At 71.5% G+C, this 12021-nt stretch carries 12 protein-coding genes; 7 read left to right on the top strand and 5 right to left on the bottom strand.

Annotated elements, in window-relative coordinates; translation table 11 throughout:
* The first annotated feature begins 22 nt into the window (after positions 1-22).
* A complete protein-coding gene (locus ACIBQ8_RS04080) occupies positions 23-1369 on the top strand; it encodes an acyltransferase family protein (RefSeq protein ID WP_397191011.1) in 1347 nt (448 codons plus the stop codon).
* Between the two features lie 135 nt (positions 1370-1504).
* On the opposite strand, the gene ACIBQ8_RS04075 is transcribed toward ACIBQ8_RS04080, so the two are convergent.
* The 3 genes from ACIBQ8_RS04075 to ACIBQ8_RS04065 all read right to left on the bottom strand — a co-directional run bounded on the left by ACIBQ8_RS04075 (position 1505) and on the right by ACIBQ8_RS04065 (position 3366).
* A complete protein-coding gene (locus tag ACIBQ8_RS04075; protein ID WP_397168916.1) occupies positions 1505-2158 on the bottom strand; it encodes a hypothetical protein in 654 nt (217 codons plus the stop codon).
* Between the two features lie 142 nt (positions 2159-2300).
* The gene (locus ACIBQ8_RS04070; protein ID WP_397168914.1) at positions 2301-2573 is read right to left on the bottom strand and encodes a DUF4342 domain-containing protein; all 273 of its coding nucleotides are present in this window, start codon (positions 2571-2573) and stop codon (positions 2301-2303) included.
* A gap of 112 nt (positions 2574-2685) precedes the next feature.
* Complete coding sequence (locus ACIBQ8_RS04065; protein ID WP_397191010.1) at positions 2686-3366, bottom strand: CBS domain-containing protein; 681 nt, start codon at positions 3364-3366, stop codon at positions 2686-2688.
* A gap of 454 nt (positions 3367-3820) precedes the next feature.
* Here ACIBQ8_RS04065 and ACIBQ8_RS04060 point away from each other — a divergent pair, with 454 nt between their 5' ends.
* From ACIBQ8_RS04060 to pflA, 4 genes are all read left to right on the top strand, one after another.
* Complete coding sequence (locus ACIBQ8_RS04060; RefSeq protein WP_397191009.1) at positions 3821-4357, top strand: hypothetical protein; 537 nt, start codon at positions 3821-3823, stop codon at positions 4355-4357.
* Between the two features lie 172 nt (positions 4358-4529).
* Positions 4530-6968: a magnesium-translocating P-type ATPase gene (gene mgtA, locus ACIBQ8_RS04055; protein ID WP_397191008.1), complete on the top strand. Its 2439-nt coding sequence runs from the start codon at positions 4530-4532 to the stop codon at positions 6966-6968.
* 103 nt (positions 6969-7071) lie between these two features.
* Positions 7072-9318: a formate C-acetyltransferase gene (pflB, locus tag ACIBQ8_RS04050; protein WP_397191006.1), complete on the top strand. Its 2247-nt coding sequence runs from the start codon at positions 7072-7074 to the stop codon at positions 9316-9318.
* Positions 9315-10085 (top strand): pyruvate formate-lyase-activating protein, encoded by a 771-nt coding sequence (gene pflA / locus ACIBQ8_RS04045; RefSeq protein ID WP_397191005.1) that lies wholly within the window; start codon positions 9315-9317, stop codon positions 10083-10085. Before pflB ends, pflA begins: the two co-directional genes overlap by 4 nt.
* A gap of 105 nt (positions 10086-10190) precedes the next feature.
* Here pflA and ACIBQ8_RS04040 read toward each other — a convergent pair whose 3' ends face one another.
* Positions 10191-10412 (bottom strand): SHOCT domain-containing protein, encoded by a 222-nt coding sequence (locus tag ACIBQ8_RS04040; protein ID WP_397191004.1) that lies wholly within the window; start codon positions 10410-10412, stop codon positions 10191-10193.
* Between the two features lie 137 nt (positions 10413-10549).
* On the bottom strand, positions 10550-10729 hold the full coding sequence (locus ACIBQ8_RS04035) for a hypothetical protein (RefSeq protein ID WP_397191003.1): 180 nt from the start codon (positions 10727-10729) through the stop codon (positions 10550-10552).
* Positions 10730-10926: 197 nt separating this feature from the next.
* On the opposite strand from ACIBQ8_RS04035, the gene ACIBQ8_RS04030 reads away from it, so the two are divergent.
* Both ACIBQ8_RS04030 and ACIBQ8_RS04025 read left to right on the top strand, forming a co-directional pair.
* Positions 10927-11127, top strand: a complete 201-nt coding sequence (locus tag ACIBQ8_RS04030) for a hypothetical protein (RefSeq protein WP_397191002.1) — start codon at positions 10927-10929, stop codon at positions 11125-11127.
* Positions 11124-11897 carry a DUF6544 family protein gene (locus tag ACIBQ8_RS04025; RefSeq protein ID WP_397168898.1) on the top strand — a complete coding sequence of 258 codons (774 nt, stop codon included), beginning with the start codon at positions 11124-11126 and terminating at the stop codon, positions 11895-11897. Before ACIBQ8_RS04030 ends, ACIBQ8_RS04025 begins: the two co-directional genes overlap by 4 nt.
* Positions 11898-12021 lie beyond the last annotated feature (124 nt).

Below are 12021 nucleotides of genomic sequence, written 5' to 3'. Positions count from 1 at the left end.
TGACGGCCAGGTGGGGGCAGGCGTGCTGATTCAGGCGATCGAGCCGATCAAGGAGGAACGGGTGCCGGTGGTGTCGAGGGTGCGGCGGTGGATGATCAAGGCGCAGAGCCTCTTCTCTGCTCCTCCCGCCGCCCGGCGGCTGGCCTGGCTGGACGCGTTACGCGGGCTCGCCGCGATGGTGGTGGTCTTCGAGCACGCGCTCGCCCCGCTGTGGCCGGAGGGGCGGCCGCCGGTCAAGGCCGTCTTCGACCCCGGCTGGTACGGCGTGACGGTGTTCTTCCTGGTCAGCGGCTACATCGTACCCGCGTCGCTGGAGCGCAGGGGGAGCGTGCGGGCCTTCTGGATCTCGCGGTTCTTCCGGTTGTGGCCGCTGTTCGGCGTGTGCGTGGCCGGCATGCTGCTGCTCGTGGCGGCCGGCTGGGACGACCTGCACGTCTGGTGGGGCAGCCGGCCGGTGGCGCTGGCCCTGGCGCACGCCGGCATGCTGCAGAACCTGCTGTACGTCCCGAACCTGGTCAATGTGCTGTGGACGCTGTCGTACGAGATGGCCTTCTACCTCCTGCTGACGGCGATGTTCACCCTCGGCGTGCACCGGCGCAGCACGGCGGCCGCGCTCGGCTTCGCGGCGGCCGCCGTGCTCGGCGCCGGGCTGCTGCCGGTGACGCTGCTGTCGGCGGGCGGCGCGGGCCGGATGCTCGCGGTCGTGGTCGTGGTGACCGTCGTGGTGGCCGCGGGGCTGGCCGCCATGCTGCGCGGCGGCAGGCGGGTACGGCAGGCGGGGGCCGTGGCCGTCGCGGGCACGGTCCTGCTGCTGCTGGCGGTCAACCAGAGCTATCCCGGGCCGTGGCAGGGGCTGTCCATCCTGGCGACCATGTTCGCCGGCACCACGCTGTACCGCGTCGAGACCGGCCAGTTCGGTCACCGGCACCTCGCGTGGGTGGCGCTGGTGCCGGTGGCAGGGCTGTGGTCGGCGCGAGCGGAGCCGGGGCTGCAGGTGGCGGTCGTGGCGGCCTGGCTGACCTTCGCCGCCGCGATGGCACTGCGCCGCCGCGCGATGCCGTCGTGGCTGACCTGGCTGGGGCTGGTGTCGTACTCGATCTACCTGCTGCACCCGCTGCTGCTGGAGAGCGTCGAGTTCTTCGTGCCGGACCCGTCGGCCGTACCGGTGGCGGTGCGCCTGACGCTGCTGGTGGCGGTGTACGCGGTGCTGCTCGGGCTGTGCGCGCTCACCTGGCGGTGGGTGGAGCTGCCGGCGCAGCGATTGGGCAGGCGCCTGATCAGCCAGGCCGAATCCCGCCGGGCGGAATCCGGCCCGCGACCACTCGTGCAGGACGGGCCCGGCCGGATGAGGAGCCATGAGCCGATGTAGGGCCTCGCGGGGCAGCCGCACCCGGGAAGAGGCACTGCCGTATCCCTTGTACCCGCATCAGCAAGGTGTGGGCTCCGCCTCTCCCGGGGTGAAGACCAGCTCGATGCGTGTCCGCCGATTGAGGGCGTTCGGAGGTCAGGGGCGCAGAAGGGGACGCCCTTCAAGCGCGGCTTTCCAGAGCTTTTCCGCGGCGTCTTCGGTGTCGCCGTCCAGGAACTCGGGCAACAGGATGTCGGCCGCGTCATCGGCGTCGGAGCGTTCGAGGTAGTCACCCTTCGGCATACGCAGCCGACGGGCCTTGAGGGTGCCGACGAAGGTGACGTCGCCTCTGTCCCAGGTTTCGAGCCACGCGCCCGCAGACGCGGCACCGTGTACGACGACCATTCCCGCGTCGGAGAGCTCGGTCATCAGCAGGCCCCCGACGGTGAGCGAGCCGCCGATGAACAGATGGCTGTCCAGCAGGCACATCAGGTGCTGCGCGGTGACCGAGCCGGTGATGTAGAGCGGCGTGTAGACATCCGCGTTCAGAAAGCGCATCGGCCCGTTGACCGTCAGGTCGCCGTCGATGACGTAAACGGTGTCCTCCGCCAGGCCAGGGTCGTTCCCCGTCGACAAAGGCCCGTCCACGGTGAGGTCACCCCGGTGAACGAAGAAGCACTCCGGTTCGTCCCCGAAGAGTTCTTCCAGATCCTCCACGCGGTTGTCGCTGGCTTGGCAGAGGTCGTAGCGCTCTGCCGCCTCCGACAGCGGTACTGATTCCCACCGTGCGCTCCACTGTTCGAAGGACACCTGACTCCTCGCGTTCTGTCCGATCCCGGTCGCTGTTGGATCTTGCCATTCTGTCGCGGGCGGCGTCGGCAGCGGAACGCGGTCGTCGCCTGATCGGTCCCCGCCACCGGCGCGGACGGCCGATGGCGGGGAGGACGCGCGATCAGACCTGCGGCGGTACGTGCTGCTCGTCCTGCGCGTGTCGTTCGACCTGGATGGACCACTCCGCGGCGGCGGCCGCCATCGCGGCCACGGCCGTGACGACGGGCGCGGCGATCAACGCCACCACGCCGACCGTGACCGGCACCTCCATCACCGTGTGCCCGTGCGAGTCCCTGACGACGACCCGCTGGACGTTGCCCTCATGGATCAGGGACTTGACCTTGTCCGCGAGCTCGTCGCCGTGGACCTTGACCTCTTCCCGGGTGACTGTCATCTCGCTGCTCCTCATCTTCGGCTTCCCCCAGTCTTCCGGCGGCGGGGACGTGCGAGCAGAGGCCAAAGTCCCGTTCCGGGCGGGGGACGGCTTCCGCTCAGGACCGGCATCGCTAGCGGGCCTGCCATGTGGAGTCGTCGGTCTTCCAGGTGAGCTTGTCGACGACGTCGACCACGCCGTTGACCCGGCTCGTCATGCGGACGGCGATGCCCGTCTCGGTGCGGCGGTCCATCCAGCCGGACAGCGTCACGATCCCCTGGCGCACCTCCACCCGCACGCCTGAGGTCTCCACCCACAGCTTCTGGTCGAGGATCTCGTCGCGCACCTCGGCCGCGATCTCCTCGTCCGGGCGCAGGAACAGCTTGACCAGGTCGCGGCGGCTGACGATGCCCTGGAGGCGGCCGTCGCGGTCGACCACGGCGAGCCGCTTGACGTCGTGGGCGTCCATGAGGCGCGCGGCCGAGACCGCCGACGCCTCGGGGGAGACGCTGATCGCGGGACTGGTCATCAGCTCGGCGGCGGTGTCGCCGGCGGCCTTCTGGCGGCCCTTCGGACGGCGCAGCCGGGCGCGCAGCGGCGGCTGGTAGCCCTCGCGGTAGAACAGCTCGCGGAACTCCTCCTTGCGCAGCAGGTCGGCCTCGGACACCACGCCGACGACGCGCTGCTCGTCGTCCACGACGGGGACGGCGCTGATGCCGCCGGCGATGAGCGCCTCGGCGATCTCCTTGAACGGGGTGGCGGGGGTGACGGACACGACCTTGCCGGTCATCACGTCCGCGACGGTCATCTTCATGGGACGGCTCCTTCCGTGAGCTTCGTTCCTGCCCTCATCACAACTCCGGCCGAGCCGGGCAAACAGGGGCGGAAGTCCCGGACGGGCGCCGTCGTAGGTCAGCGCGGGCGTCGCCGCAGCGGGGAGGGCGGGGCCTGGCCGGGAGCGCCCCTGACGCGGGCGTCCACGGTGGTGGCGCCGTCAGGGGTGACGATGACGAGAGGCCCGAAGGTCACGGCGCGAACGTGATGAGCCTGCCGGAGCGGAGAGACGTCAGACTTCCGTTCCCGGAGCTGATGGAATGGCTGGAGCAGCCCATGGTCGGTTTCCGGCCGTTCGGACAGATGACCGCCGAGCGTGAGCCGGGACCAAGGTCCTCCGCGCGACGGTCGTAGGGCACTGCCGGCGAATCGCCGGCCACGGTGTGATGGAGGCGCGGAAGAGAACGACGAATCACCACCGAAAGGGGGCCGTCATGGCCACCACGATCGACCGGCCCGTCACGTACACGGGCGCCGCCACCGCCACCGCCGCCGGACGCCGTCCGGTCGAGTACGTCTGGGCCGTCGCCCGGATCGCGATCGGCTGGATCTTCCTGTGGGCGTTCCTGGACAAGACGTTCGGGTGGGGCTTCGCGACCCCTGCGGGCAAGGCGTGGATCGCGGGCGGCAGCCCGACGACCGGCTTCCTCAAGGGCACCGGCGAGAACGCGCTGGGCGGCCTGTTCTCGAACCTGGCCGGACAGGTCTGGGTGGACTGGCTGTTCATGGCCGGTCTGGCGGGGATCGGCCTGGCGCTGGTGCTGGGCGTCGGCACCCGGATCGCCGCGGTCGCCGGCACGCTCATGCTGACCCTGATGTGGGCCGCCGAACTCCCGCTGGCCAACAACCCCTTCATGGACGAGCACATCATCTACGCCATCGTCCTGATCGGCCTGGCGATGGCCGGCGCGGGCGCCACCCTCGGCCTGGGCAACCTGCCGATCGTCCGGCGCAACGCCTGGCTGAAGTAATGCGCACGAGCACACGCCCACCCCCTAGGCACCCGGGGGGTGGGCGTTTCGCCGTGCCTGCGGCGGACGAGCCGCGGCGAGGACGAAGGTCCGTCGACTCGGTGCCGAAAGTCTCCTGCACCGAGGTGACGGCACTGCTGTGCTGGGGTGGTCCTGGAAGGAGGACGTCCTCATGTCGATCTCCCCGTCGCCACCACGCAGCATGCCGGGTCTGACCAGCCTGGAGGCGCGTCGGCGGCTCCGGCTGCAGGGACCGAACCGGGTCGCCGGGCCGCGCGGGCATCGCGGGGCGCGACTGCTGCTGGCCCAGTTCACCAGCCCCATCGTGCTCATCCTGATCGCCGCCACGATCCTGTCGATGGCGCTCGGCGACCTTACGGACGGGTTGATCATCCTGGTGATCATCGTCCTGAGCGGCGCGCTCGGGTTCTGGCAGGAACACTCGGCGGGCAGCGCCGTCGACGCCCTGCTCGCCCGCGTCCGCGTGGAGACCGAGGTGATCAGGGACGGCCGCGAGGTGTCCGTGCCCGCCGAGGAGATCGTCCCGGGTGACGTGCTGGTGCTGCGGGCGGGCGACATCGTCCCGGCCGACTGCGCCGTCGAACGGTCCCAGAGCCTGCTGGTGGACGAGTCCGCGCTGACGGGCGAGTCCTTCCCCGTCGAGAAGGCCGACACGGCGGAGCTGTACGCCGCCACCCACGTCGCCAGCGGCACCGCCACCGCCACCGTGCTGCGCACCGGCCGCGCCACCAAGTTCGCCGAGGTGACCGCCGAGCTGGCCGGCCGCGAGGTCACCACCGGTTTCGAACGCGGCATGACCCGCTTCGGCCTGCTTCTCGTACGGGCGATGGTGGTGCTGGTCACCGCCATCTTCGTCGTGAACGTGGTGCTGGACCGTCCCGTCGTGGACGCGCTGCTGTTCTCCCTCGCGCTGGCCGTCGGCCTGACCCCGCAGCTGCTGCCCGCGATCGTGGCCGTCAGCCTGTCGGCCGGGGCCCGGCGCATGGCCGCCGAGCGGGTCATCGTCAAGCGGCTCGACGCGATCGAGGACTTCGGCGCGATGACCGTCCTGTGCACCGACAAGACGGGTACGCTCACCGCCGGCGCGGTGCGGCTGGACCGGGCGACCGGCGTCGGCGGCGAGCCGAGCGCGGAGGTGTTACGGCTGGCCCGCCTCAACGCCGGACTCCAGCACGGCTTCGCCAACCCGCTGGACGAGGCCGTCCTTGCGGGGGCGCCGCCGATCGACGCGGCGGCACGGCTCGACGAGGTGCCCTACGACTTCCAGCGCAAGCGCCTGTCCGTGCTCGTGGCCGAGGCCGGCGTCCCGACCCTGATCACGAAGGGCGCCCTGGAGGCGGTGCTCGCCGCCTGCTCCACCGCCCGTACAGCAGGCGGGACGGTGCCGCTGGAGACGGTGCGCGAGGCCGTCATGGAGCGCTTCGCCGAGCTGAGCCGGGACGGCTTCCGCGTGCTCGGCCTGGCCACGTCGGAGCTGCCCGGACGCTCGCGCGCGACCGTCGCCGACGAGAGCGGGATGACGCTGGCGGGCCTGCTCGCCTTCCACGACCCGGCCAAGGAGGGCACCGCCGAAGCGGTGCGCGACCTCGGTGACCTGGGCATCTCCGTACGACTGATCACCGGCGACAACCGCCTGGCCGCCGAGCGCATCGCCCGCGAGGTGGGCCTCGGGGGCGAGGTGCTGACCGGTCCGGAGCTCGACCGGCTCGACGAGGCCGCGCTGGCCGCCCGGGTGGCGAGCGTCGAGGTCTTCGCCGAGGTGGAGCCGCTGCACAAGGAGCGCATCGTCCGGGCGCTGCGCGCCTGCGGCGCCACCGTCGGCTTCCTCGGCGACGGGATCAACGACGCCCCCGCCCTGCACGCCGCCGACGTCGGCATCTCCGTCGACACGGCCGTGGACGTGGCCAAGCAGTCGGCCGCCATCGTGCTGCTGGACAAGGACCTGAAGGTCATCGCCGACGGCGTGCGCCTGGGCAGGCGCACGTTCGCCAACACCCTCAAGTACGTGCGGGTCACCATCTCCGCCAACTTCGGCAACATGCTCAGCATGGCCGCCGCCTCGGCGTTCCTGCCGTTCCTGCCGCTGCTGCCGCGTCAGATCCTGCTGCTCAACTTCCTGTCCGACATCCCGGGCACCACGATCGCCACCGACCAGGTCGATCCCGAGCAGCTGCGGCGGCCCCGGTCGTGGAACCTGGCCGGGATCCGCACCTTCATGATCATGTTCGGGCTGCTCAGCTCGGTGTTCGACATCGCCACGTTCCTGGTGCTCAGGCTGGGCCTGGACGCCGGCGCCGACGTCTTCCGCACCGGCTGGTTCATCGAGTCCACCGCCACCGAGCTGGCGGTCATGCTCGTGCTGCGGACCGCGCGGCCGTTCTACCGCAGCCGGCCGTCCCGGCCGCTGCTGCTGACGAGTGTGGCGGTGGCCGTGTTGACGGTGGCGCTGCCGTACACGCCGGTCGGCGGGGTGCTGGGGCTGGCACCGCTGACGTGGCCGGTGCTCGGCGCGCTCGCCGCCCTGACCGTCCTGTACGTCGCCGCCAACGAAGGCGCCAAGCGCCTGCTCCGAGGGCTGCTCACCGCGTGAGCCGTCCGGGACCTTGGTCCCGGACGCCGATGGCCTTGGACCGCGGCGGCGGCCCGCCCCTCGCGGAGAGAGTGAGGAGGGACATCGACGCGAAGGGGAACTCATGACGCTGACCGGGGTACAGACGGGCGCGTGGCAGGGGTTCGCGGGGGAGGGCTGGCGTGCGGCGCCGGACGTGCGTGCCTTCATCCAGGCCAACTACACGCCGTACGAGGGCGACGCGAGCTTCCTCGCCGGGCCGACGGAACGGACGCGGGCCGTGTGGGCGGCGGTGTCGAAGCTGTTCCCCGAGGAGCGCGAGCACGGGATCCTCGACGTGGACGCCTCGACTCCCTCGTCGATCACCGCTCACCCGCCCGGCTACATCGACCGGGACCTCGAACTGATCGTCGGCCTGCAGACCGACGCGCCGCTGAAGCGGGCCATCATGCCCGCGGGCGGGCTGCGCATGGTCGAGAACGGCCTGGCCGCCTACGGCCGCAAGCTCGACCCGGCCGTCAAGGAGATCTTCACCAAGTACCGCAAGACCCACAACGACGGCGTGTTCGACGCCTACACCCCGGAGATCAGGCGCGCCCGCAAGGCCGGCGTCATCACCGGCCTGCCCGACTCCTACGGCCGCGGCCGCATCATCGGCGACTACCGCCGCGTCGCCCTGTACGGCGTGGACCGGCTGATCGAGGCCAAGCACGCCGAGCTGCGCTCCCTGGACGACCGCGACGCCACCGGCGCCGTGATCCGCGACCGGGAGGAACTGGCCGAGCAGATCAGAGCCCTGGACGAGCTGAAGACGATGGCCGCCTCCTACGGCCACGACATCTCCCGGCCCGCCGCCACCGCGCACGAGGCCGTCCAGTGGCTGTACTTCGCCTACCTGGCCGCGATCAAGGAGCAGAACGGCGCCGCCATGTCGCTCGGCCGCACCTCCACCTTCCTCGACGTCTACGTCGAGCGCGACCTCGCCGAAGGCCGCATCACCGAGGAACGGGCTCAGGAGCTCGTCGACGACTTCGTCATCAAGCTGCGCATCGTCCGCTTCCTGCGCACGCCGGAGTACGACCAGCTCTTCTCCGGCGACCCCACCTGGGTGACCGAGTCGATCGGCGGCATCGGCGACGACGGCCGCCCGCTGGTCACCCGTACCAGCTTCCGCTACCTGCAGACGCTGCGCAATCTCGGCCCCGCTCCCGAGCCGAACCTGACCGTCCTCTGGTCGCCGCGGCTGCCGCTGCCGTTCAAGCGCTTCTGCGCGGCCCTGTCGATCGAGACCAGCTCGATCCAGTACGAGAGCGACGAGCTGATGCGCCCGCGGACCGGCGACGACACCGCCATCGCCTGCTGCGTCTCCGCCGCGCCGGTCGGCAGGCAGATGCAGTTCTTCGGCGCCCGCGTCAACCTGGCCAAGACCTTGCTGTACGCGATCAACGGCGGCCGCGACGAGCTCACCGGCGAGCAGGTCGGCCCCGCCTTCCCGCCGCTGACCGGCGAGTACCTGGACCACGGGCAGGTCATGGCCGCCTACGACCGGATGCTGGACTGGCTGGCCCGCACCTACGTCAACGCGCTCAACATCATCCACTACATGCACGACAAGTACGCCTACGAGCGCATCGAGATGGCCCTGCACGACCACCCGGTCAGGCGGACCATGGCCTGCGGCATCGCCGGCCTCTCGGTCGCCGCCGACAGCCTGTCGGCGATCAGGCACGCGCGGGTCAGGGTCGTCCGCGACACGACCGGGCTGGCCGTCGACTACGAGGTCGAAGGCGACTTCCCCGCCTACGGCAACAACGACGACCGCGCCGACGCCATCGCCGTCGGCCTGGTGCGCTCGTTCATGGCCAAGATCCGCAGGCATCGCACCTACCGGGACGCCGAGCACACGCAGTCCGTCCTCACGATCACCTCCAACGTCGTGTACGGCAAGCACACCGGCAACACCCCCGACGGCCGCCGCGCCGGAGAACCGTTCGCCCCGGGCGCCAACCCGATGAACGGCCGCGACCGCCACGGCCTGGTCGCCTCCGCGCTGTCGGTCGCCAAGCTGCCCTACGACCAGGCGCTCGACGGCATCTCCCTGACCAGCACCACCACCCCCGACGGCCTCGGCCGCACCCCCGCCGAACGCGCGGACAACCTGGTCGGCGTGCTCGACGGCTACGTCGACGCCGGCGGCTTCCACATGAACGTCAACGTCCTGACCCGGGCGGTCCTGCTGGACGCGATGGAACACCCCGAGCGCCACCCGCACCTGACCGTCCGCGTCTCGGGCTACGCGGTCAACTTCGTCCGGCTCACCGCCGAGCAGCAGCGCGACGTCGTCAACCGCACCTTCCACGACGCGCTGTGAACACCGCCACCCGCCCCGCCGGACGCCTGCCTCGAGCGCCCGGCACGGGCGTCATCAGCTCCTGGGACCTGTCGGTCGGCGTGGACGGCCCCGGCCCCCGCTTCGTCGTCTTCACCTGCGGCTGCCCGCTGCGCTGCCAGTACTGCCACAACCCGGAGACCTGGCGGATGCGCGACGGCCGCCGGACGACCACCGACGAGATCATGGACGAGATCGGCAAGTACCGGCGCTTCCTCGCCGTCTCCGGCGGCGGGGTGACCGTCAGCGGCGGGGAGCCGCTGCTGCAGCCCCGCTTCACCGCCGAGCTGCTGGCCCGATGCCACGACGGCGGCCTGCACACCGCCCTGGACACCTCCGGCCTGCTCGGCGTCCGCGCCACCGACGCCATGCTCGCCGACACCGACCTGGTCCTGCTCGACATCAAGTCCTTCGACCCGGCCACCTGTCGCCGGGTCACGGGCGGGCCGGTCGAGCCCACGCTGCGCTTCGCCCGCCGGCTCGCCGAGCTCGGCCGGCCCACCTGGATCCGGTTCGTGCTGGTCCCCGGGCTGACCGACGCGCCCGCGAACGTGGACGGACTGGCCCGCTTCGTCGCCGGGCTCGGCAACGTCGAACGGGTCGACGTGCTGCCCTTCCACCGCATGGCCACCGCCAAGTACGAGCGGCTCGGCCTGCCCTACCCTCTCGCCGACGTCGCACCACCGGACCAGGCGCTCCTGGACCGCGTCCACGCCCAGTTCCGCGCCCACGGCGTCACCAGCCTCTGACCGGACAGGCCGCATCGGGGCCGGCCGGAGAAGTACGGCCGCCTCCGCCGGCGCCCGGAAGACGAGGGCGTCCGGGACGGAGCCGTGCGCCGGCGTTCGCGGCGGTCAGCGGGATGTCAGGTACGTCAGCCGGTCCAGGTACTCCTCGGTCGAGATCTCGCCGCGCGCGTAGCGCTCGGCGAGCAGGTCGCGGGCCCGGTCGACGCGGACGGGAACCAGGCGCGCGGGGGACGCGGCGCGGATGACGAGCCAGCAGGCCGACGCGATGAGGGCGGCCCACAGGAGCAGCATGACGCCTCCCCCCATCCAGCCGACGCCGCTTCCCATGTGAGACATGATGCCCATGTTCATGCGTATCTCCTTTCCTCCAGCCGCCCGGCCGTACGAGGTCAGGGGCGAAGCGGGTTTTTCGGGCCGCCCCCTCCGGCGGCGGCCCCCGGGCAGGCGAGGGCCTCTGATCCGGCTCAGCCGGTGGGGACGGGCCTCGTCGTGGTGCGCTGGAGGTTCTCCAGGATGCGGGCGAGCGCGAGGCCGGCGGCCGTCAAGGTGCGTACCTGCTCCTCCAGCTCGTCGACCCGCTTCCGCAGCGCAAGGAGCTCGACCTCGAGCGCCGGTGACTCCATGAGCATCCGTCCGCCGATCATGGTGGCTCACCTCTCCTTCGTCCTTCCGGTACACGCTCATGGTGCGCGTCCGGCCGCGTCCGGCACAGCGGCGAACGTCCGGGATCCCGGGGACCAATGGCACAGGTCGCGGATGGACCTTCTCCTCTGTGACCGGCCGTCCGGGCGGAGTGTGCTGGTGGTACAGGGAGATTCGAGACCGTGATGGGGTGGAAGAGATGATCGTCGTCGGATTCGACGGTTCGGCATCCTCGTACGCCGCGGTGCGCGGGCCAGGGGCGGCCGAGCACGCGCTCACCGCCGCCGGCCATCACCAGACGCCGACCGGACGAGGTGCCGGACTGCTGGACGCGCCGGCGCGGCGAGCCCGCGACCGGCGGCCGGTGGCCGTCGTGCGGGCGGGAGGCGGGTCGTCATGAGCGTCGTCCTCGCTCCGCCGCACCTGACCGAACAGGCCCGCCGCGACTGGGAGCTGTTGCAGGCCGGGACGCGCAACCCGCGCCCGTTCGACCCCGCCGAGGCGGATCTGCTGCCCGAACCGGCCCGGCGCTGGGTCCTGCACGCCATCGAGCCCGGCACGCCGCTGCTGCGTGCGGTGGTGCTGCGCATGCGCGGCGACATCAGGCTCGGCCGCTGGCGGCGCTTCGCGGCGTTGCAGGTGCTGGCGCCGATGGAAGGGTTCGTCTGGACGGCCGGAGCCTGGATGGGGGCGCTGCCGGTGAGCGGCTTCGACCGCTACCGGGCGGGCGTGGGGGAGATGCGATGGCGGCTGCTGAACGTCGTCCCGGTGATGTCGGGCACCGGCCCGGACCTCGCCAGGAGCGCGGCGGGCCGGCTGGCCTGCGAGTTCGTCATGGCGCCCGCCGCGGCGCTCGACCCGCGCCTGAGGTGGAAGCCCCTCGACGACGATCGGGTGATCGCCGTCGTGCCGGTCGGCGGTGAGGACTTCGACGTGACGCTGACCGTCGCCCCCACCGGCGCCCTCACCGCCGTCACCGTCGAGCGCTGGGGCAACCCGGACAAAGGCCCGTTCCGCAGTCACCTGTTCGGGGTGGAGTGCGAGGACGAGGCCACCTTCGACGGGTTCACCGTACCGGCCCGGCTGCGCGGCGGATGGTGGCCGGGGAGCGAGCGATGGGCCGACGGCGAGTTCATCCGCTTCCAGGTCGAGGACGCGCTGTTCCGTTAGCGGCCGGACAGGACGCCGTTCGGCCCGCCGGCCCGGCCCGCTGAGGTCGCACACTAGCCGAAGTCGTACAACTCGCTCTCGTCCCTCCTGGACCTGTAGTAGCCTCCCCGTTCCGATCATTTCG

This window comes from Nonomuraea sp. NPDC049646, assembly GCF_044465525.1.
GTDB lineage: Bacteria > Actinomycetota > Actinomycetes > Streptosporangiales > Streptosporangiaceae > Nonomuraea.
The sequence above is the reverse complement of the archived record's forward strand: the minus strand, read 5'-3'. Positions and strand labels throughout refer to the sequence as shown.